At 42.2% G+C, this 22,942-nt stretch carries 18 protein-coding genes; 8 read left to right on the top strand and 10 right to left on the bottom strand.

The features are described from left to right. Window positions 1-92 precede the first annotated feature (92 nt). A complete protein-coding gene (gene speB, locus ACGF5R_RS17470; RefSeq protein ID WP_112878573.1) occupies window positions 93-1,016 on the top strand; it encodes an agmatinase in 924 nt (307 codons plus the stop codon). 230 nt (window positions 1,017-1,246) lie between these two features. On the opposite strand, the gene ACGF5R_RS17465 is transcribed toward speB, so the two are convergent. Further along, the gene (locus ACGF5R_RS17465; RefSeq protein WP_112878572.1) at window positions 1,247-2,014 is read right to left on the bottom strand and encodes a helix-turn-helix transcriptional regulator; all 768 of its coding nucleotides are present in this window, start codon (window positions 2,012-2,014) and stop codon (window positions 1,247-1,249) included. Between the two features lie 105 nt (window positions 2,015-2,119). Between ACGF5R_RS17465 and ACGF5R_RS17460 the strand changes: the two genes are divergently transcribed. Next, window positions 2,120-3,289: an MFS transporter gene (locus tag ACGF5R_RS17460; RefSeq protein WP_112878571.1), complete on the top strand. Its 1,170-nt coding sequence runs from the start codon at window positions 2,120-2,122 to the stop codon at window positions 3,287-3,289. A 4-nt stretch (window positions 3,290-3,293) separates the two neighbouring features. Here ACGF5R_RS17460 and ACGF5R_RS17455 read toward each other — a convergent pair whose 3' ends face one another. From ACGF5R_RS17455 to leuA, 8 genes are all read right to left on the bottom strand, one after another. Continuing rightward, window positions 3,294-3,614, bottom strand: coding sequence for a phosphopantetheine-binding protein (locus ACGF5R_RS17455; protein WP_255566985.1), 321 nt, complete (start codon window positions 3,612-3,614; stop codon window positions 3,294-3,296). Window positions 3,615-3,770: 156 nt separating this feature from the next. Then, entirely contained in the window at window positions 3,771-4,484 is a 714-nt protein-coding gene (locus tag ACGF5R_RS17450; protein ID WP_112878569.1) for a TerC family protein, read from the bottom strand. A gap of 92 nt (window positions 4,485-4,576) precedes the next feature. After that, complete coding sequence (mutH, locus tag ACGF5R_RS17445) at window positions 4,577-5,263, bottom strand: DNA mismatch repair endonuclease MutH (protein ID WP_112878568.1); 687 nt, start codon at window positions 5,261-5,263, stop codon at window positions 4,577-4,579. Window positions 5,264-5,847: 584 nt separating this feature from the next. Continuing rightward, window positions 5,848-7,509 carry an HTH-type transcriptional regulator SgrR gene (gene sgrR / locus ACGF5R_RS17440; protein WP_112878567.1) on the bottom strand — a complete coding sequence of 554 codons (1,662 nt, stop codon included), beginning with the start codon at window positions 7,507-7,509 and terminating at the stop codon, window positions 5,848-5,850. A gap of 448 nt (window positions 7,510-7,957) precedes the next feature. Further along, window positions 7,958-8,563 (bottom strand): 3-isopropylmalate dehydratase small subunit, encoded by a 606-nt coding sequence (leuD, locus tag ACGF5R_RS17435; protein WP_112878566.1) that lies wholly within the window; start codon window positions 8,561-8,563, stop codon window positions 7,958-7,960. 8 nt (window positions 8,564-8,571) lie between these two features. Next, on the bottom strand, window positions 8,572-9,981 hold the full coding sequence (gene leuC, locus ACGF5R_RS17430) for a 3-isopropylmalate dehydratase large subunit (protein WP_112878565.1): 1,410 nt from the start codon (window positions 9,979-9,981) through the stop codon (window positions 8,572-8,574). Between the two features lies 1 nt (window position 9,982). Beyond that, a complete protein-coding gene (gene leuB, locus ACGF5R_RS17425) occupies window positions 9,983-11,074 on the bottom strand; it encodes a 3-isopropylmalate dehydrogenase (RefSeq protein ID WP_112878564.1) in 1,092 nt (363 codons plus the stop codon). Window positions 11,075-11,076: 2 nt separating this feature from the next. After that, window positions 11,077-12,639, bottom strand: a complete 1,563-nt coding sequence (gene leuA / locus ACGF5R_RS17420) for a 2-isopropylmalate synthase (RefSeq protein WP_262981032.1) — start codon at window positions 12,637-12,639, stop codon at window positions 11,077-11,079. A 957-nt stretch (window positions 12,640-13,596) separates the two neighbouring features. On the opposite strand from leuA, the gene leuO reads away from it, so the two are divergent. The 3 genes from leuO (at window position 13,597) to ACGF5R_RS17405 (ending at window position 17,514) form a co-directional block, all read left to right on the top strand. Next, complete coding sequence (gene leuO / locus ACGF5R_RS17415) at window positions 13,597-14,541, top strand: transcriptional regulator LeuO (RefSeq protein WP_112878561.1); 945 nt, start codon at window positions 13,597-13,599, stop codon at window positions 14,539-14,541. 237 nt (window positions 14,542-14,778) lie between these two features. Continuing rightward, the gene (locus ACGF5R_RS17410) at window positions 14,779-16,578 is read left to right on the top strand and encodes a long-chain fatty acid--CoA ligase (protein WP_262981043.1); all 1,800 of its coding nucleotides are present in this window, start codon (window positions 14,779-14,781) and stop codon (window positions 16,576-16,578) included. A 369-nt stretch (window positions 16,579-16,947) separates the two neighbouring features. Then, window positions 16,948-17,514: an alpha/beta hydrolase gene (locus tag ACGF5R_RS17405; protein ID WP_262981033.1), complete on the top strand. Its 567-nt coding sequence runs from the start codon at window positions 16,948-16,950 to the stop codon at window positions 17,512-17,514. Between the two features lie 153 nt (window positions 17,515-17,667). On the opposite strand, the gene ACGF5R_RS17400 is transcribed toward ACGF5R_RS17405, so the two are convergent. Beyond that, a complete protein-coding gene (locus ACGF5R_RS17400) occupies window positions 17,668-18,237 on the bottom strand; it encodes a tetratricopeptide repeat protein (protein ID WP_262981034.1) in 570 nt (189 codons plus the stop codon). 1,088 nt (window positions 18,238-19,325) lie between these two features. Between ACGF5R_RS17400 and ilvI the strand changes: the two genes are divergently transcribed. The 3 genes from ilvI to cra all read left to right on the top strand — a co-directional run bounded on the left by ilvI (window position 19,326) and on the right by cra (window position 22,642). Then, window positions 19,326-21,053 (top strand): acetolactate synthase 3 large subunit, encoded by a 1,728-nt coding sequence (ilvI, locus tag ACGF5R_RS17395; RefSeq protein ID WP_112878555.1) that lies wholly within the window; start codon window positions 19,326-19,328, stop codon window positions 21,051-21,053. 2 nt (window positions 21,054-21,055) lie between these two features. Continuing rightward, a complete protein-coding gene (gene ilvN, locus ACGF5R_RS17390) occupies window positions 21,056-21,547 on the top strand; it encodes an acetolactate synthase small subunit (protein WP_167405300.1) in 492 nt (163 codons plus the stop codon). 87 nt (window positions 21,548-21,634) lie between these two features. Continuing rightward, window positions 21,635-22,642 (top strand): catabolite repressor/activator, encoded by a 1,008-nt coding sequence (gene cra / locus ACGF5R_RS17385; RefSeq protein ID WP_112878554.1) that lies wholly within the window; start codon window positions 21,635-21,637, stop codon window positions 22,640-22,642. Window positions 22,643-22,942: the final 300 nt, after the last annotated feature.

The following is a 22,942-nucleotide window of genomic DNA, read 5'->3' as shown; positions in this document are numbered from 1 at the left end:
GGTTATCTCAGAAATATCCCATTTCGTCATGGCATGGGCATCCTGGAATTAAATAGCTTTGTTCTGTCGGGAAACTTTTGAGGATATATCTCATGACAATAAGTACCTTGGGCAACCAACAAGATGACTCTCTGGTTTCTAATGCCTTCGGTTTCCTGCGCTTTCCGCTGAATTTCCAGCCATATTCCAGCGATGCAGAGTGGGTAATTACTGGCGTACCATTTGACATAGCAACATCAGGTCGTGCAGGTAGTCGCCACGGGCCTGCGGCCATTCGTCAGGCTTCTACTAACTTGGCATGGGAAAGCCGCCGTTGGCCGTGGGATTTTAAGCTACGCAATTGTCTTAAAGTTGTAGATTGCGGTGATGTGGTCTTCAACTTTGGTGATGCTCAGGATATGAGTGATAAATTACAAGCTCATGCTGAAAAAGTGCTGGCTTCCGGTAAGCGTATGCTCTCTTTTGGTGGTGACCACTTTATTACTTTGCCTTTGTTGCGCGCTCATGCCAAACATTTCGGTAAAATGGCTCTGGTTCATTTTGATGCTCATGCTGACACCTATCCAAACGGTAGCCAATTTGATCACGGTACCATGTTCTATCACGCACCAAATGAAGGGTTGATCGATCCGCATCATTCAGTACAAATTGGTATTCGTACTGAACATGGACGGGACGATGGTTTTACGGTGCTGGATGCTGATCAGGTTAATGACCGTAGTGTGGATGATTTGCTTGCTCAGATAAAAGAGACGGTTGGTGATATGCCGGTTTACCTGACTTTCGATATCGATTGTCTTGATCCAGCTTTTGCGCCGGGTACGGGTACGCCAGTCATTGGTGGCCTGACAACCGATCGTGCACTGAAATTGCTGCGTGGTTTGCAACCGCTAAATATTGTCGGTATGGATGTGGTAGAAGTTGCTCCAGCTTATGATCAGTCTGAAATTACGGCTCTGGCAGGTGCGACTATTGCACTGGAGATGCTTTATTTACAGGCATCTAAGAAGCGCTAAAGAGCACGTAGTCTTAGTATAGTCTTAGGGGATAGTGAAATAAGCTCGTACTGAGTTGTGGCGCTATCCCTTGAAACTCGGCTGTTATTTGGATTGATGTAACCTTTATATGCTTTTCTGGAGGCTCTTTGTCATTTTTTACATGTGAGCATCAATTAACCGGATGTCATATTGAGAGAAAATACTATTGGCTGAAATCAGTGTCAGTCCTTCCATCTGAGATTAAACAATTAGCTGCGCATTGCCATATATGCCCGTGGAGGGCTGCCTACCATATTTTTAAAAAAGGTGGCGAAAGCGCTATCGCTGGAAAAAGCCAGTTGACTGGCGACGTCAGATTGGCCGTATCCCTCTGCTAGTAGCTCAATTGCTTTGATTAGCCGCCATTGTTGCCGCCACTGTTGATAGTTCAGCCCAGTTTCACGCCGGAAGATGCGGCTAATGGTTTTTTCCGATGCGCCGATATAACTAGCCAGCTCGTACAGCGGCGGTACTGTGACCATATCGGCTAAATTTCTCAGGCGGCGGTCACTGGGTAGGGGCAGCAGGGTTAATTCGCGTGGTGCCAGTTGTATCTCATCCAGGCATACCGCTAGAATATTAGCGGTAGCACCGTGCTGCCAGTTGGTGTCGAACTCAGCGATGGCAATGCGCTCCAGCACTTCGCGTAGCAAAGGTGAAGCCGTCAGGACTTCTAAGCATTCAGGCAGACTAGGGTAATGGGAACGATCGAGATACACTGAGCGATAACCTACCACACCGCTGACTTGCACCCGATGCTCTACCCGCGGTGGAATCCAAGCGATACGACCCGGCGGGAGCATGCAGATGCTCTCGTTGAGCATAATGCGCATGCAGCCTTGCTGACTAAACAGTAGTTGCCCCATCCTATGCCAGTGTGGGCCAGAGTCATGCTGAGCCAATTCGGCTGCGATGCCCAATACGCTATTGTCGAACGAATCTGGATCAAAGGTATCCTGAGCGTTAAGCCATGTCATATTCTGTCCGATTATGTAAATTTTTTGTCTTTTATATTGTAGCAGACAACAGAGCGAGGATGATACCTTGGTGTCCTTATTTTACCTTCAGTCACAGGACTTGCTATGCAACGCAAACTTACCCTCACACTGGCAACATCTATGATGATGTTTCCCCAAGTGGTGGAAACGATCTACAGCCCAGTGCTTACTCATATTGCTGAAGGGTTTCATGTCAGCGCGGAAATGGCCGCGCAAACTTTGTCTTGTTACTTCTTTGCTTTTGCCTTCGGTGTTGTGGTGTGGGGGCGGATGTGTGATGTGATTGGACGGCGTCCTACGATCCTTGTCGGACTCGCGTTATATATGTTGGCATCGATCTTAGCGGTCTTCTGCGATAGTTTTACCATATTATTGGTGGCGAGGGTGTTGGCAGCCTTTGGTGCGGCGGTGGGATCGGTGGGCACCCAGACCGTCATTCGTGATCAGTTCAGCGGCTACGAATTGGCGCAGGTGTTTTCGGTGATGGGGATAGCTATGGCGGTTAGCCCGGCGATCGGCGTGCTGAGCGGTGCGTTACTGACCCATTATTGGGGCTATCAGGGTGTCTTTAGCGGTCTGGCAATATTAGCGGCGGCGTTGCTGGCTTATGCTGCATGGCAACTGCCAGAAACTCGCCCGCAAGAGGTCGTGAAAAGCTCCTTCTTCGGTACTCTGGGGCGTATGACTAAAGATGGTGACATCTGGCACAGTGCGCTGTTGGTCGCTCTATTCAATATCTGCATGTTCAGTTTTTACCAATTAGCACCGTTCCGTTTTGAAACACTGGGTCTTCCTGCGCAATGGTTTGGCTATACCGGGCTGGTGTTGGCAGCAGGTGTGGGCCTTGGAGCAGCCATTAACAAGCTTCTGATCGCCAAGCACTGGTTATTTACCGCGTTGCTGACACTGGCGTGTGTTCTACTGCTTTCTGGCGGTATCTTGGTGTTCTTGCTGGAAGAAACGGTATGGTTTGTCTTGCCAATGATGCTGGTTGTGATGGCATATGGTATTGCCATTCCCAATATTCTGGCGCGTGCCCTGCGGCACTATAAAGATTGCATGGGAACGGCGGGGGCGATCCTTGGTTTGATGTATTACCTGATGTTAGGGGGCGGCCTGGTTCTGGCAGGGTTAGCGCAACGCCTTGGCGTGGTACTGACAATCAGCAGCATTTGTGCACTGATGCTGGCAGGGAGTATCGTTCGTAGCGAACGGCAACCCGCCTTGCCAGAAGGTGAAAACGAACGCGCCTGAGTATTTAAACGTTGGTCGGTGCTAAATGGCCGCGAATTTCCACGGCGAGCGGGAGGGTGTAGCTACAATCATCGGGGTTAAGCGCACTCAGGTACCACAGCAGGTTCTGTTGCGGACTCAGCGATGTGCGTCGTTCCTCTGCAATTGCAATGGCGTGTTCTGTCGCGACGGCTTTGTTCTCAATATATTCAGCCAGTTTACGAATTGTATTGTGCTGGAAAATATCGGCGATATTCAGGCGGCAACAGAGATCACGTGCGGTGAGGGCCACAATTTTACTTATCGTCAGCGAGTGAGCGCCAAGATTGTCAGTCGTAGCGAAGATAAGAAAACAAATGAGGTTAGCTAAGTATAAAAAATGCCGAAATAACCGGCAATTTTTTGCTGCATAGAATTGAGATGCCGCAGTACTGAACTGGGCATCTATGGCATACTTTTTAAATCAAAGAAGAATATTTTTTAGCGTTATTTAGCGCTATTTCTAATTTCTTTTCTTTTTCCCACGCATGAGATTCAGTGTTTCCACTGCCATTGAGAAGAACATGGCAAAATAGATGTAACCTTTAGGTATATGCACTTGTACGCTTTCCAGAATAAGGGTAAAGCCTACAAGGATTAAGAACGACAGCGCCAGCATTTTGACGGAAGGGTGACGGTCAACGAATTCACCGATAGGACGAGCGGCGAGCATCATGACACAGACGGCTATGATAACGGCTGCCATCATAATGAATAGGTGATCGGACAGGCCAACAGCGGTGATGACTGAATCCAGGCTGAAAATAATGTCCAGCAACATAATCTGGATAATGGCCCCCAGGAAGGAGTGAACAGGACGTTTTAGCTCCCCTTCATTGTCACCTTCGATCGCTTCGTGGATTTCTTTGCTGGCTTTCCAGATCAGGAATAGACCGCCAAAGAATAGGATTAAGTCACGGGCAGAAATGTCATGTTCAAAAACTGTCAATATCGGGTAGGTTAGTCGAATAACCCAGGCAATAGAGGCTAACAGCGCTAAGCGCATTAGCATTGCTCCCATTAGTCCGATCTTACGTGCTTTATTTTGTTGATGGTTAGGGAGTTTTGCCACAACAAGTGACAAAAAGATAATGTTATCAATCCCTAAAACGATTTCTAGAATTGTCAGGGTGGCAAGTGCCATCCAGGCGTGGGGATCAACAATCCATTCTAACATTGCTTATTAAAACCTTAAGGTAAAAATCTAATTATACGCCTGATTAGATGTAAGGTAAGTATGTCGATGTAAAAATCAGTCAGAACTCAACGTTAAATCAAAAAATGACGGGCCAGTAGAGGAGCAGTGAAATTTTTCCTTAGATAGAACCCGCGAGGCAGAGTCATAATAGGCTGGCCGTGTACGCCGATTGCTTCGGTTAATGCTTTGCTGTTAGCCGCTTTTGGGCGCAACTGTAATACTTCGCCATGACGGGCGGTAACGCTCTCTACTTTGCCAAGCACGATGAAATCCATCAATTCTTCCCAGTCGCGACGTAGTAACTCTTCTTCTTCTTGATTGGGACTCCACAATAAAGGAGAGCCAACCCTGCGTTTGGCTAGAGGGATTTCCCGTTCACCTTCAACAGGTATCCACAGCACTCGCGATAATTTGCGTCTAACATGACAGCTTCCCCAGGTAATACCACTGTTCCCTGTTAATGGTGCAACGCAGACAAATGTTGTTTCTAATGGATAACCTCTTCTGTCTACTGGGATGGTTTTAAGCTCAATACCGATATGTTCGAAATCTTGCTCTGGTTTGCTGCCGGCACTTGCACCCAGATAATATTCTAGCAACATGCCTACCCAGCCTTTATCTCGTTTCAGATTGGGTGGGATAGGTAAATTTGCTTTTGCCGCGAGTTCTCCCATTGATAAGCCAGCCAGAAGTTGGGCGCATTCAAGCAACTGTTGCTCGTTGTCTGGTGGAGGTGGGGGGGAAAACAGTATGTTCATTTGAGATATCCGTTTTTTAGGTCAAAAAACAGCCTTAGTTTCTGTGAATAATAAATCTGAGGTTCATACAATAGCTAAAAAGTGATAATAGCATGATATACAAACATTTTTTATTGCTGTTTCAAATATTGTAAAATTGACTGCCGTTCTTGTTCACCTATTGCTGGTAATAATGAACAGGATCTTACACCATGTTATCCACAGTTTTATGGGATAAGTAGACAAAAATGAGATCACTGGTTTGATTTACAGGTTTGACTAACACTTTTTTCTACAAAAACCACTGTTTTTTGCTTAACTAAAAAGCATAACCTGTGGATAACATAATGTTTGATTGTTTTTTGTTCTCATCAACTAACGTTGTCCATTATAGTTGTGATTGACGCTAGAAATAGCGAGATAAATAGCTGCTATTTCAATGAAAAATAAATACTATTTCATTTTTTGTCTATAGATTGATAATTCATAATATAAAGCTATACCTGAATTACCCCTGCCTTTTTCACATAGATATCCACAGAAAAAGTGAATAAAAGCAAGTTTGCACACCTGTGTATGTTCATAACTCTGGCTTTTTCTGTGAATTACCCTTCATATGGGTTGAACCAGGCAGATTTGAAATCAAACCAACCAAAGGTGTTCATTTTGACTCCCCGCATACTTCTCTGTCCCTGTAACTCAAGCCAGTGGTGGAACAGTGGATGCAACCAATGTTCATCAACTATTTTTTCGCACCACTCTTCAAGCGATAACTCTTGTCGTCGCCATTGTGATACTTCTTTACTTAAGTCATTACCAAGGCACTTTTTCAATAATGGCATCTCGTACAGCGTAGCGAACAGCGAAAATTCCAGAGGATTATAAAAGTTGGCAGTAGCAAGCCAGAGGTCACTTTCGGTGTTACCATTGAACCATGTGTCATAATCCACGATGTTGATTTTCAATTCGACGCCGCACTTGGTCAGTATGGCTTGAAGGATCTGGCTGATTGTGTGGTATTCGTGATGTTGATGACAAAGCGTGACGGTCAGATGGGTAATATCCTCTGGTTTGTTCAATTCGGATATGAGCTTACTGTGATGCCAGCGTAGTAATAAACCATAAGCGGGTGACCAGTGACGTTGATAAAAGGGGTCACAATGCGCTAGCAGATTGATCGGTGTTAGCAGACTGCATAGCCATTGGCGAACGTCTTCTCTCTTACATTTAGTTGAACGATGGTCGTGTAGTAGGAAATAACAGCCTTCTTCTATCCTGCTATCTAGCGAGTTATTATCCGTGCTGTCACTTTCCAGATGCAGAGTTGTACAAACCAGTTTCTCCGCTAATTCTGGTAGAAACCATATATTCACCTGATCAATCAGTGCCCGAAAGCCAAAGTAATTATCAAAGGCACGAATTTGTAGTTTCTGAGCGCTGTTTTTTATGACCTGGTAAGGGCCAGTTCCCACTGGCATACGAGAGAAGTTCGGTAACTTTTGCCACTCTTGAGGCAAGATCATGGCATGTGGGCTGCCGATTAATAAAGGGAGCCAGAGATCAGGTTCTGAAAGAAAAATATCAATCACATAGGGTGTGGGCGTCGTGACTTTTTCAATATGAGAAAAAAGGGGCAGGTTGCGTAATCTTTGTAGCGAAGCGATGACATCCGCCATCTGTAATTCTCTGCCGTGGTGAAAATGGATGGCCGGCCGTAGATAGAAGCGCCAGTGATTTGAGGATAATTGTTGCCAATGATGAGCTAAGTCAGCTTCTGGTTCCCCATTTTCCTCATTTATGCGGGTTAGGCTATTAAATATCTGTCTGACCAGATGAATTTCAGAGCGGCGTAAAGGTGAACCGGGTAGAAGATTAGGGAAAGGGCGATAATAGAGTATCCGCAGTAAGTTTTTTCCCTGACGGAAACGGCGCTCAATCTGGGATAGTACCATATGACGGACTGTATCTTTATCACCAACCAGTTGGACCAACTTCTCAACGTTATGTTGCTCAAGCAACTCTTCAGCTCGTTGTTGTTGAAATTCCCATCCATCACGTAAAAAATTCAGTTGAGAACGTTTCCCTCTCCCGGACTCAGCCTGCCACTGTAACCAACCAGCTTTCTGCATATTGTTGAGCAGTGAACGGATATGGCGTTTTGAACAATGCAGTACATTTGCCAGTTCTTGTAACGTTGTTTCAGCCTCTTTTCCTTGATGGTGTTGCCATAATCGAATGAATTGTTGTTGTAAGCGTGAACTGGGCATAAAAGAGGAACTCCAGAGTATTATTCATCAATTTTTATTTTCTTATATTGCGACGATAATTATCCATATTGAAAGTAGCTCAATAGGCCAGACGAAATCTGGCTTCTCCCCCAATTTTCTTGAGTAATGGTGATTTGCCAGCCAGTAAGAAAGCTTACTGGCTTTTTTTCTTATTGTACATTGTGTACTCTCTACTTCTTTTACATATCAGTTTAAAGCGAGTAATAATCTGGTATTGGAGGCGTTTTGTCCAGCTACTATCGCTATTTCTATCTGTAAATTTATTTTAAATGTGATGGGGAATGGTAGAGTATTAGTTAAAGCCCTTTATATAGCTGAAAATGTGACTGTCTGCATGAGTATAGACGTGGTGGTACTGTTTTTGCCTTTGACACCGATAGAAAAATCCCGTAGTAGAAAACTACGGGATAAATCAATAACGGAAAAATTAACGTAGGAAAATCGGTTGTTCTTGCTCGTAGGTTATTATGGCATCCAGATGTTGTAATGTTAGGCCAATACTATCCAGACCATTCATCATACAGTGGCGCCGGAAACTATCGATTTCAAAATCATAGTCTTTATCGCCAGCATGGACTTTCTGTTGTTCTAGATCGACAGTAAAACGGCAAGCTTTGTTTTGCTGAACCAACTCAAATAGCTCATTGACATCGTCATCGTTCAGTTTTACTGGCAGTAATTGGTTGTTGAAAGCATTACCGTAGAAAATATCCGCAAAACTTGGGGCGATAACAACTTTAAAACCATAATCCGTTAGTGCCCAAGGTGCATGTTCACGGGAGGAACCGCAACCAAAGTTTTCACGAGCCAGAAGGATACTGGCACCCTGATAACAAGGCTGATTTAATACGAATTCAGGATTAGGTTTTTGTCCTGCGTCATCAAGAAAACGCCAGTCATGAAACAGATGCTGACCAAAGCCTGTGCGAGTGACTTTTTGCAAGAATTGTTTGGGAATAATGGCATCAGTATCGACGTTTGCCGCATCTAAAGGAGCAACTAAGCCGGTATGTTGAATAAACTTTTCCATCATTCTCTCCTTTATGACTTCTGTGCTGGATGGCGTATATCGATAAAATGACCATTAATCGCTGCTGCTGCTGCCATCGCTGGACTTACCAAATGGGTGCGTCCACCACGTCCCTGGCGCCCTTCAAAGTTGCGGTTACTGGTAGAAGCACAGCGTTCACCGGGTTGCAGGCGGTCATTATTCATTGCCAGACACATGGAACATCCGGGTAAACGCCATTCAAAACCGGCTTCTATGAAAATTTTATCTAAACCTTCTGCTTCTGCTTGTGCTTGAACGGGGCCTGATCCGGGAACAACGATCGCCTGAACACCAGGTGCAACTTTATGGCCTTGTGCGATGGTTGCGGCAGCCCGTAAATCTTCAATTCGGGAGTTGGTGCAAGAGCCGATAAAGACTTTATCGATCTTCACATCTGTTAGCTTAATACCGGGTTTCAAATCCATATACGCCAGTGCTTTTTCAGCAGATGCTCGTTCAACAGGATCACTAAAAGATTCCGGCGCTGGAATTGTTTGATCAATGGCGATCACTTGTCCAGGGTTTGTTCCCCATGTGACCTGTGGAGAGATCTCTTCTGCATTAATTGTAATAATGGTGTCATATTGTGCATCAGGATCGGATTTCAATGTCTTCCAGTAAGCAACAGCTTGCTTCCATAGCTCTCCCTTCGGTGAGAACTGGCGGCCTTTCATATAAGTAAAAGTGGTTTCATCCGGTGCAACCAAACCCGCTTTAGCACCCATTTCAATTGCCATGTTACATAAAGTCATACGGCCTTCCATGCTAAGTGCTTCAATCGCCTTACCACAGAATTCCACCACATACCCTGTACCACCTGCACTGCCTGTTTTGCCGATGATCGCCAGAACGATATCTTTGGCGGTAATAGCATCACCGACATCCCCCATCACTTCGATTTTCATAGTCTTGGCACGGGCTTGTTTCAGAGTTTGGGTAGCGAGTACATGTTCAACTTCAGAAGTGCCAATACCGAAGGCCAACGAACCGAATGCTCCGTGCGTGGCAGTGTGGGAATCACCACAAACAATCGTCATGCCTGGTAGGGTTATCCCCTGTTCAGGGCCGATGACATGAACAATCCCCTGATAGGGATGATTGAGGTCATATAATGTGATACCGAATTCGGCACAGTTTTTCATCAACTCCTGCATTTGAATACGTGCCATGTCACCACAAGCGTTAATATCTTTTGTTTGCGTGGATACATTATGATCCATTGTTGCGAACGTTTTACCTGGTTGGTGCACTGGGCGGCCTTTAGTACGCAAACCATCAAAAGCTTGCGGGGAGGTTACTTCATGAACCAGATGACGATCAATATAGAGTAACGGGGTTTCATTAGGTACTTCCCGGACAATATGAGCGTCATATAATTTTTGATATAAAGTCTTAGCCATGTTAAACACCCTCGGCTATATAACGGGCGATAGTGCTGCCCATTTCATCAGTGCTAATTGCTTTACCGTTTCCGGCTAAATCTGTTGTGCGATAGCCCTGTTCCAGAGCGTAGTTAACCGCTTGTTCAATCGCATTAGCGGCGTCATTGTGACCTAAGCTATAGCGCAACAGTAAAGCGGCAGACAGGATCTGGGCTATCGGGTTAGCAATACCTTTTCCGGCAATATCTGGTGCAGAACCACCAGCGGGTTCATACAGGCCAAAACCTTTTTCATTCAGGCTGGCAGAAGGTAACATGCCCATTGAACCGGTAATCATGGCGCACTCATCAGATAAGATATCGCCGAAAATATTAGAGCACAGCATCACATCAAACTGGGATGGATCTTTAATTAACTGCATGGTGGCGTTATCAATATACATGTGATTGATTTCTACATCTGGATACGCTTTTGCAATCTCAGTAACAACTTCTCGCCACAATACGGAACTCTGCAACACATTTGCTTTATCAATAGATGTGACTTTATTACCGCGTTTGCGAGCGGATTCGAAGGCGATGCGGGCAATACGCTCGATTTCAAAACGGTGATAAACCTCAGTATCAAATGCTCGTTCATATTTACCTTGGCCTTCACGTCCTTTGGGTTGACCAAAATAGATACCGCCGGTTAATTCACGGACACATAAAATATCAAAGCCTTTGGCGGCAATATCATGGCGTAAAGGACAAAATACCTCTAATCCAGCATATAAGCGGGCAGGACGTAAGTTGCTGAATAGTTTGAAATGTTTGCGTAATGGCAACAGTGCGCCACGCTCAGGTTGTTCTGCTGGTGGTAAATGTTCCCACTTAGGCCCTCCCACGGAGCCGAACAATATGGCATCAGCCTGTTCGCAACCTGCTACGGTTTTTGCCGGTAGTGAACAGCCGTGGCGATCGATAGCAATCCCACCCACATCATATTCGCTGGTGGTGATACGGATATTGAAACGCTTACGGATTGCGTCCAATATCTTATAGGCTTGTGCCATAACTTCAGGGCCAATACCATCACCGGGTAAAACTGCAATATGATAATTGTTCGACATGTTTACACCATTTCCTTTGTATTTTGCTGTATACGTTGTTTCTCTTTCTTAACTTGCTCTGTACGCCAAACGCAGTTCAGAGCATGAATCATTGCTTTGGCAGAAGATTCAACAATATCTGTTTCCAATCCCATGCCGTGGAAGCGACGCCCAAAGCATTCGACAACGATATTTACCTGACCCAGTGCATTTTTTCCTTGGCCTTTACCTGATAACTGATAAGAAACCAGTTCAACTGGGTATTCAGTTATTCGACTGATTGCCTGATAGACAGCATCTACCGGTCCATTACCTGTGGCAGCTTCTGATTTCACCTCTTTACCACACACTAAACGTACAGCGGCTGTTGTCATCACATTGGAGCCAGATTGGATATTAAAGTTGTCCAGATGGAAAAATTCGGGTTCTTGTTGTTGCAAATTGATGAACGCTAAGGCTTCCAAATCATAGTCAAATACCTGGCCTTTTTTATCTGCCAGACGTAAAAAGGCTTCGTATAAGCTATCCAGATCGTAATCTTTATCCTGATATCCCATCTCTTCCATACGGTGTTTCACTGCGGCGCGGCCAGAACGGGAAGTCAGGTTCAATTGAATTTCTTTCAGGCCGATGGACTCTGGTGTCATAATTTCGTAAGTTTCACGATTTTTCAGTACCCCGTCTTGATGAATCCCGGATGAGTGGGAAAATGCATTGCTACCAACAATTGCTTTATTCGCGGGGATTGGCATATTGCATAATTGACTGATCAACTGACTGGTGCGGTAAATTTCCTGATGGTTGATATTAGTATAAACGCCTAACATTTGCTGACGGACTTTAATCGCCATAATGACTTCTTCCAGTGAACAGTTACCGGCACGTTCACCCAGACCGTTTATCGTCCCTTCTATCTGACGGGCTCCGGATTGTACTGCTGTGATAGAGTTGGCGACAGACATCCCCAAATCATCGTGGCAATGGACGGATATTATCGCTTTATTAATATTAGGAACGCGTTCGATCAAGTTAGTGATGATGCCGCCAAATTGATATGGCGTGGTGTAACCGACAGTATCTGGGATATTGATCGTTGTTGCGCCTGCTTTGATAGCGTTTTCAACGATCCGACACAGATTATCAATAGGTGTACGGCCCGCATCTTCACAGGAGAATTCGACATCATCAGTGTAACGACGTGCCCGTTTGATTGATTGAGTTGCCATTTCCATGACATTTTCGAATGTTTTTTTCAGCTTGGATTCAATATGTAAATCGGAAGTGGCTAAAAAAACGTGGATCCGAAAAGCGTCTGCAATTTTTAATGCTTCTGCAGCCACGTCAATGTCTTTTTCTACACAACGGGCTAAGGCGCAAACACGGCTATTTTTTATCTGCTTAGCGATCGTCTGTACAGATTCAAAATCACCAGGAGAGGAAACTGGAAAACCGACTTCCATGATATCAACACCCATTTTCTCCAAGGCCAAGGCAATCTGGAGTTTTTCGTTCACACATAAGCTGGCTTGTAATGCTTGTTCTCCATCACGTAACGTGGTGTCGAAGATAATAACTTGCTGGTTCATATGTACGTTCCTCTCATGGTTGTTTTTTGCGCCCAGCAGGTAAAAAAAAACCGCGCTTGGCGCGGGTTCTTGTTAATGTCTGGTTTGGACCAACTCTGTTTTGAATCAACTCTGTTTTCTGTCCACCAGCATACCGCGCATATCAGATACGATGAGTAGTAGGTTTAGTAGACAAATTGAGTGAATCATATCGATCCAACCTTTCAGTAGTATTAATGAGTATTTGTGATTCATATGCTTTTATTGATACGTTATCTTAAAAGTGATGTCAAGAATTCATTTAGGCATATGATTCTTGGTTTTACTTTTCTCATGGTGGTAAATTGAAGTGTTGATCTGTTTATATTTAAAAAGCTTTTATTTTATCCTTTTTTGTTCTGGTTTGACTTTAATGATAAGCTCTGATTTATATAAAAAATAGCGCATTATACTGATTAATTAAAATTAAGTATTTTTTGTGTGATGAGCTGGAAGTCGATTTGTATTTTTCCGAAAAACATCATTTGTCATTGGAAAAATAGATACAAATAGGAAGTTATGTTATATATCTTTGAAAAAATAATTCTATAATATAATAACTCTGATAAAATTGTTTAATAATAATAAGTCAGTAATTTTATTGTGAATTGTGTAATTCTTTGATTTATCATCATATACAAAATATCAGGGTGAATAAATTGTTAACGTAATTGTACTTTTTTGTGAATGAATAATGAGCACTACATTGTCTACTAATTGAAATTATATATTTTTAACATTAATAAGGGGATGCGCTGGTTAGCTATGCGTATTCAGATTTGTACAAGGACGAGTCTTAATTATTTGTTATCGAAATGATTAAGACAATTGATCTCGTTAATAGTTAGAGTCATCGTAATATCTGAGTAATAAATGAAGGTATTTCCGATGTTTTGTTATTAGCCGGGATCATCTGCATCAGTTTAGTGGAGTTAAACAATGGCTGAATACACCTCAGTAACTGCAACCAAAAAAGATCCAAATGAAATTCATTTACGTAATGTGGATCTCAATCTGTTGACTGTTTTTGATGCAGTTATGCAAATGCAGAATGTAACACGTGCGGCACAGATATTAGGAATGTCACAACCGGCTGTCAGTAATGCGGTTTCTCGTTTGAAGCTAATGTTCAATGATGAATTATTTGTGCGTTATGGGCGTGGAATACAACCGACGGCAAGAGCTCATCAATTATTTGGTCCAGTCCGTCAGGCATTACAACTGGTATATAACGAGTTACCTGGGGTTGGTTTTGAACCTGATAATAGTGATAGGATTTTTAGTCTTTCAATTTGTAGCCCTCTAGATATTAGACTGGCTGCAAAAATAGTTGAACAGGTGAAACAAAATACACCCAATCTGGGGGTGACGATTAGATCATATCTACATGATAATATTGAACATCAGCTCAGGTATCAGGAAACTGAGTTTGTCATTAGCTATACGCAGCTAGAACGTATGGATTTTCATCATTACCCGTTATTCAATGATGAGTTGGTTTTGGCTGTTTCTAATCATCATCCAAGAATTGAAAATAGTATTAGTGAGCAGCAATTGTATGAGGAACATCATGCCGTTGTATCATTGGATAATATATGTTCATTCAGCGTTCCCTATTATGATGGAGGTGAACGTTTGCGTTCGGTGGTTTATCAGGGGACCGATTTGAATAGTGTGTTGCATATTGTCTCTCAAACCTATTTGGTTGCGATTGCGCCAAAATGGTTAGTTGAGCACTATAACGAACAATTAGCAATAAAAGCGGTTTCATTACCGTGGGATAAAGTAAGTCGTCCGTGTTATTTGGTTTGGCATGAATCTACAACGAAAGATAAAGGGCATCAATGGATGAAATCGTTGTTGAGTCAACTTAGTAGCAGATAATTAACTTGAAAACTCACTACTGGATAAGGGTGGTGAGTTTTTTTATTTTATCACAAATTTTTCAACTTTTGAGAAATAGGCTTTTCCTGTTGTTCAGGAATCGGTAGACTGCAAGGAAATAGCTAACACCTGTAAGCTGAAAAGCGAATAAGTGATGCGAAAAGGTATTATCAGAGAATAAAATTACTGTTTTTTCTCCGATAAGAAAAAAGTTTTTCGAACAGGAAAAAAATTGTGATAACTAAAAATTTACATCCTTATCACTTGATAAACCGGTTGCAACAACAAATCAAACAACACCCAGAGAAAATTGCTTTTCGCCAATGGTCTCCGGCTGAACAACTCGAACTAAACTGGAATGATATTGGTAAAAAGACCAATGCTATTAGCCGGGCGTTGTTGGAGATTGGCATTGATGTGCAAGAAAAAATTGGCCTATTTGCACATAACAGCATGGCGTGGTCATTGGCAGATATCGCTGTATTACAACTTCGGGCGGTCACTGTCCCTCTGTATGCAACCAGTAGTCAAGAACAAGCTGGTTTCATACTTAATGATGCTGGTGTGCGTATTTTGTTTGTTGGTGGACAGCCGCAGTATGATGTTGCTATTTCTTTGACAGAACGTTGCCCTCAGTTAAGTCACATTATTGTCTTAGATGAATCAGTCGATTTGCGGGATTGTTCATTAGCTCAGCATTTATCTGATTTCATGGCCGATAATAAATTACAACATCAATCTGCGTTGGAAACCCGTATTGCTAACCACAATCTGGATGATCTTTTTACACTTATTTATACGTCTGGTACCACGGGTGAGCCTAAAGGCGTCATGCTTGATTACCGCAATTTAGCCTATCAGTTGTATTCACATGATCATATCTTGACATTAACTGATCAGGACATTTCTTTGAGTTTTCTGCCGTTATCCCATGTCTTTGAACGCGCATGGAGTTTCTATGTCATGCATGTAGGAGCACAAAATGTTTATCTGACCGACACTAATTTTGTTCGTCAAGCGATGGCGGATGTCCGCCCGACAGTGATGTGTGCAGTGCCGAGATTTTACGAAAAAATTTATAGTGCGGTTTTTGAAAAGGTTTCTAAGGCTCCTTGGCATCGAAGAAAACTTTTTAATTGGGCGATTAAATGTGGTGAGCGTCAGTTTTTACGTAATTTGCAAAGTAAAAAAAGCTGTCCTTGGTCAACAGCAATGCATCGACTGGCTGATAAATTGGTGTTGAGTAAATTGCGAAATGTGTTGGGGGGCAGAGTTCGGTTTTTACCTGCTGCTGGCGCACGTCTGGACGAAACGATTATCCTGTTTTTTCTCGCTGTTGGGATAAATATCAAATATGGCTATGGTATGACAGAGACTTGTGCCACGGTTTCCTGTTGGGAAGAGCAAGGTTATATATTTGGTTCTATTGGTAAACCCTTGCCTGGCATTGACGTCCGTATCGGTGGAGAAGATGAGATACAAGTGCGTGGCCCAATTGTGATGAAAGGCTATTTCAATAATCAGCAAGAAACCACCAAGGCATTTACTCAAGACGGTTGGTTGCGTACAGGTGATGCTGGTAAGTTGGATGAAAATGGTAATTTGTTCATTACTGAACGTCTGAAAGATTTGATGAAAACATCGAATGGTAAATATATTGCTCCTCAAATGATTGAAAGCACGTTAGGGCAAGATCGTTTTATTGAGCATGTTGCTGTTATTGCTGATGCCCGTAAATTTGTATCCGCTCTTATCGTGCCTTGTTATGAAGCATTGGAAGAGTATGCAAGGTCAATTAATCTCAAATATCATGACCGGGTTGAATTACTGCGTCATAGTCAGATTATCGATATGTTTGAGCAACGCTTGAAAGAGGTGCAGAAAAACTTTGCTCACTTCGATCAGGTAAAGCGTTTCATATTACTGCCAAAACCATTTTCAATGGAAACAGGTGAATTAACTCCAACACTGAAATTGAGGAGGAAAATTATTATGCAGCGTTACCATGAAGAAATTGAATCTATGTATCAGGATTGATTTTCGGGATTTTCTACAAAGAGTTAGTGTTACCGGTTATTCAGGGAAAGTATGAGGGATATTGTAGTAATATCCCGCTTTGGGTTTATCCCATGAATGCCCGGCTTTAAAGAATTCAATATTGGACTAATAAACTTTTATCCCGCCTTAAAATCACAGATAAATTATACTATCTAAGATTATTCTGTAATTGTTAAATATTACAGATCGAATGAGCATGATTTTATGAGATTAGCATTACTTTCTTGGTGAATCATAGAGAATATATTGGTTGACAGTATTGTGCTATTCCTGTATTAAATATATGAATAAGATAATGGTAAAGTTTATATGGTAAATAAAATATAATTTGTATAATTAGGTGAATTGATGAATTTTGATAATGTAGTTATTGTTCATGGTCTTATGGCGACTCCTGATCATCATTGGTTTCCTTGGCTTAAAGCTCAGTATGAAAAGTTAAATGTTAATGTGATCGTGCCGGAAATGCCTGAATCTCATGCTCCTTCCCCCCATTTATGGCAAGAAAAATTGCAGGAGAGTATACCTAATCCTAATGAAAGAACACTTTTTATCGGGCATAGTCTAGGCTGCATTACTACACTCCGTTACATCGCATCTTTACCTGATAATATAAATATAGGGGGAGTTGTATTAATCGCGGGATTTTATGAAAAGTTATCAACTTTACCTGAATTAAATATATTTACTGAGGAGAACTTGAATTTTCGTCCCCTCATACAGAAAATAAAACAACGAATAGCGATATTATCGCTTAATGATGAGATTGTATCGCCACAGTTTACATTAAATTTAAGTCAGCAGCTCCGGGCTGAATTATATGGTTTCCCTGATGGCGGGCACTTTTTAGATCGCGACGGTTTTACTGTTTTTCCTAAGCTAGAAAAGGTATTAAAAGATAATTCAATGTTGTGAATCAGAGTTTCCTTATATAATGAATGTGACCGGTTTTTTCATGTTTTATGTAATTATGATAGGGTTTGTGTGTTTTAAATAAGTTGTCAAAATATCATTTACCTACTGTAAAATAACCCGCTCTGAATACAGAACGGGATTATAAGTATATTTTTAGTTACTTTTTTCTACTAATGGGATGGGTTTATATCCCATGAGAATTAAGAATTCATCCCAATGATTTATTATTTCTTGAGATATTCCTTTTTCCACAGTGCCCTTTTCAGCATTTATTTTAATATAATGATATGCCTTTTCTAAATCTTGCGGGCTATTCCCTGAACCATATAAATAATTTACCCCTATTATCTGATATCCATTTATTATTCCAGAATCTCCGGATCTCTTAAGTAGATCATTGGCTTTTATTTGATCTTCTTGTACTCCATAACCAAAACTATAAATTATACCGAGATTATATAAAGATTCCGCATGGTTTTTATCTAACTCTAAGGCCTTGCCATAATACGCTATGGCTTTTTGGTAATCCCTTTCTGATTCCTTTAATGAATTGTCAGTATAAAGTTTGCCTAATAAAAAATAGGCATCAGCGCTACCATTCTGAGCTTGTTTTTCCAGTTCCCGAAACTCTTCAACTGTTCTCGGTACTTTCAGTGGAAGTTCCTTAACCATACCTGTATATTTAATTCCATCAAATACAGTTCTAGGAATATTTGTTTCCATCGGTTCATCGGAGCACCTTGGGGAGCTACATGCAAGGTTATAGAAGGTGCGTTTTCAAAGTATGAAAGTTTATCGTCAGGTATGATTTCTTGATAGTTTTCAAATATTCCTACTGTTTTATGTTTAGGTTGTTGTAGTGCTTCATCAGGCATATGTGGTTTCTTCCTCATTGATTTAAAAAATAATTCTTATCTTCCAGATAAAGTGTTACTGAATTGGTTCTTTTTGTTTTAAAAGATGAATTGAGAAGTAATTGTCGTTCCAAAAAGCTTTCTTCGGTTTTGGTTTTTAACAGATTGAGCACATAGTCAATCATTTTCCGTCGGTCAGTTTTTATTTCTACCATTATGTTCATATTGGCAACTAGTATCATTTGTTCACCATTAACAGTCAGATAATTTTTATCTAACTGAATGATAATCGAATAAATTAGGTTGTATCTATTTATATTTCTTAGGACGATTATTGAATTGAGGGACACAACTTGGTTTTCTTGGCACGAAATGAAATGTTGTCTATCTGCATTCCAGACAGCTCTACATAAGGCAGGCGGAAAAAATCTTTTTTGATACTTTTTGTCTTTAAACCCAATTTATTAGCAGCAAGTAACCATAGGGTTTTATCTAATCCTGCAAGCGCCAAACCAGACTTCATCAAACATTAGAAGTTAAAATTGAACTATACCCAATGGATTTCAAGATGCATCGCGATGGCAAGGGAGTGAATCCCCGGGAGTATAGCAAACTATGTGACCGGGGTGAGCGAGTGCAGCCAACAAAGAGGCAACTTGAAAGATAACGGGTATATATATTGGATAATACCTATACGTTGTCATTCTTTTTAGGTATAGCCACTCATATTCTGCTTGTCCTTAGCTTCTTGATAGCAAGATAACGCTTGCAAGAGACATCTTGAATTTTCAGAAAGTGGTTATTCTTCCTTGTACTCACATTGCTAACACCCGTTTCTAGCGTTATGTTAATTGACTCAGCATCAATATATCGCTGAGAGGCCATTCGTCTTACTAAAATAAAAGTGGAAGTAACTTCTGATTTATTAACTTGCAAACAGAGCCTGGAGGAAAACCTATGGAGATGTTATCAGGAGCTGAAATGGTCGTCCGATCATTAATTGATCAGGGCGTTAAGCATATATTCGGTTATCCGGGGGGGGCAGTACTGGATATTTATGATGCCCTGCATACGGTTGGGGGCATTGAGCATATCCTGGTACGTCATGAGCAGGGGGCAGTTCATATGGCTGATGGTTATGCTCGTTCTACCGGGAAGGTTGGTGTGGTATTGATCACCTCCGGTCCAGGAGCAACTAATGCCATTACCGGTATTGCCACAGCTTATATGGATTCAATTCCAATGGTTGTATTGTCCGGTCAAGTCGCCAGTTCGTTGATTGGTAATGATGCATTCCAGGAATGTGACATGGTAGGGATATCCCGCCCGATCGTAAAACACAGTTTTTTAGTGAAAAAAGCAGAGGATATTCCGAAGGTACTGAAAAAAGCCTTCTATCTAGCTTCCAGTGGTCGTCCGGGACCCGTCGTTATTGATTTACCGAAAGACACGGTAAATCCGGCAGTAAAATTACCCTATATTTATCCTGATCAGATAAGTATGCGTTCTTATAATCCAACGATTCAAGGACACAAAGGGCAGATTAAGCGGGCATTAAGAAAACTATTGAATGCGAAAAAACCAGTCATATATGTAGGCGGGGGGGTGATTAACGCAGATTGTTCAGCAGAATTACTGGTATTGGCAGAAAAGTTCAATATCCCTGTTGTGAGCTCCCTGATGGGATTAGGCAGTTTCCCTGCAACTCATCCGCAAAGCCTGGGCATGCTCGGTATGCATGGTACATTCGAAGCTAACAAAGCAATCCATAATTCAGATGTGATTTTTGCTGTCGGTGTACGTTTTGATGATCGCACCACCAATAATCTGGAAAAATATTGCCCGGAAGCAACGGTATTACATATTGATATTGATCCAACATCAATTTCGAAAACGGTTTCCGCAGATGTACCTATTGTTGGTGATGCTAAACAGGTGCTTGGACAGATGCTGGCGTTGCTGGAGACAATGGAAGACACGCAAGATCCAGATGCGCTAAAAGATTGGTGGTTATCTATTCAGCAATGGCGTAGCCGTAAATGTCTCAGTTTTGATCGCAGCGGTGAAAAAATAAAACCACAAGCGGCTATCGAGGTTCTCTATCGTCTGACGAAAGGGGAAGCTTATGTCACTTCAGATGTTGGGCAGCATCAGATGTTTGTTGCATTGCATTACCCATTTGATAAACCAAGGCGTTGGATCAGTTCCGGTGGTTTGGGAACTATGGGATTTGGTTTACCGGCTGCTTTGGGCGTTAAACTGGTGAAACCGGAAGCGACGGTAGTCTGTGTTACGGGGGATGGCAGTATTCAGATGAATATTCAGGAGTTGTCTACCGCGTTGCAATATGGGTTGCCGGTACTGGTTCTGAACTTGAATAATCGTTTCTTGGGGATGATAAGACAATGGCAAGATATGATTTATGCCGGTCGTCACTCTCAATCTTATATGGAATCCTTGCCTGATTTTGTCAAATTGGCTGAAGCTTACGGTCATGTTGGCATTTCTATTCAACGTTATGATGAATTGGAAAGTAAATTGGCTGAAGCCTTGAAAGAGGTGATTGAAAATCAGCGGCTGGTATTTGTTGATATCACTGTGGATGAAACTGAACATGTATATCCTATGCAGATCCGTGGAGGAGCAATGGATGAGATGTGGTTAAGCAAAACGGAGAGAACCTGATTATGCGCCGGATTTTATCTGTATTACTTGAAAACGAATCAGGGGCTTTGTCCCGGGTTGTTGGTCTGTTTTCCCAACGTGGCTACAACATTGAAAGTTTAACTGTTGCTCCAACTGATGATCCGACATTATCGAGGATGACAATTCAGACTAAGGGCGATGCAAGGGTACTTGAACAGATTGAAAAACAGTTGCACAAGTTGGTAGATGTGTTACGAGTCAGCGAGTTGGCGCCGGGTTCTCATGTAGAGCGTGAGATTATGCTAGTCAAATTGCAGGCCAGTGGATATGGACGTGAAGAGATCAAACGCAGTACTGACATCTTCCGTGGGCAGATCGTTGATGTGACTTCGACCTTATATACCGTACAGTTGGTGGGAACCAGCGATAAATTGGATGCCTTTCTCGATGCTGTTCGGGATGTTGCTGAAATTGTTGAAGTTGCTCGTTCGGGTATTGTCGGTGTCTCTCGTGGGGATAAAATTATGCGATGAAAAATCGCAAACTGCGGGGCTATGTGCATACATTTATCAGGCTCTGCGATAAAGTAGGGCCTTTTTGGGGTCTATGAAGGAGTTAATGTGAAACTGGATGAAATCGCCCGCCTTGCAGGTGTTTCACGCACAACGGCCAGTTATGTAATTAATGGTAAAGCCAAGCAATACCGTGTCAGTGATAAAACGGTAGAAAAAGTGATGGCAGTGGTCAGAGAGCATAATTACCATCCTAATGCTGTGGCAGCCGGTCTCCGTGCAGGACGTACCCGTTCTATTGGTTTGGTTATTCCAGATTTAGAAAATACCAGCTATACCCGTATTGCTAATTATTTGGAACGTCAGGCTCGTCAGCGTGGCTATCAGTTATTGATAGCCTGTTCGGAAGACCAACCTGATAATGAAATGCGCTGTGTTGAACACCTGCTACAACGTCAGGTGGATGCAATTATTGTTTCTACCGCATTACCGCCGGAGCATCCTTTTTATCAACGCTGGGCAAATCGTTCTTTGCCTATTATTGCTCTCGATCGGGCACTCGAAAATGAACACTTTATCAGCGTAGTGGGTGATGATTTTGAAGATGCAAAGATGTTGGCACAAGAATTTCGCCAATTCCCTGCTGAATCTGTGCTTTATCTCGGTGCATTACCTGAATTATCGGTCAGTTTTCTGCGTGAACAGGGGTTCCGTGAAGCATGGAAAGATGACCCTCGTAAAGTGATGTATCTTTACTCAAACAGCTATGAGCGTGATGCGGCTGCTGAAGTGTTCACCACATGGTTAGAAACTCATCCAATGCCACAAGCGTTGTTCACCACCTCTTTTGCCCTGTTACAGGGAGTCATGGATGTTACGCTAAAACACAGCGGTCGTTTACCAAATCAATTGGTTATTGCGACTTTTGGTGATCATGAATTATTGGATTTCCTTGAATGTCCAGTGCTTTCTGTAGCGCAGCGTCATCGTGAAATTGCTGAACGGGTATTGGAACTGGTGTTAACAAGTCTGGATGAAAAGCAGAAGCCAGGGCCAGGTATCACACGGATACATCGTGACTTATGTCGTCGAGGAAGCCTGAGTCGGAAAATATAATAAAAACCCCTCATTAATTTTCTGATGGGGGGTTTTGGTTGTCAGATCTGTCTTAAAAGAAGTGTTTCAGCGCGAGCAAATAGCAATTTCGTTCATACATAAATTATTCAGTAGAAAGAAGCGCATGGAACAGCGCTTATTTGAGTTTGGGATTTGTCTATTTATCCCCGTTTTTTTACCGTCTTTTATATATTAAATTGATTTTAATAATATTTATTTTGTGGTTTTTTGCTGCTAGTTAGTTTGAGTGTTGAATGCATCAAATAGAATGATAAACATTGCTGCACGGTGGTTAAATAG

It is taken from the genome of Photorhabdus sp. RM71S (assembly GCF_042879355.1).
GTDB lineage: Bacteria > Pseudomonadota > Gammaproteobacteria > Enterobacterales > Enterobacteriaceae > Photorhabdus > Photorhabdus kayaii.
Note: the sequence above shows the minus strand (reverse complement) of the source record. Positions and strands in the feature narration are given on the sequence as shown.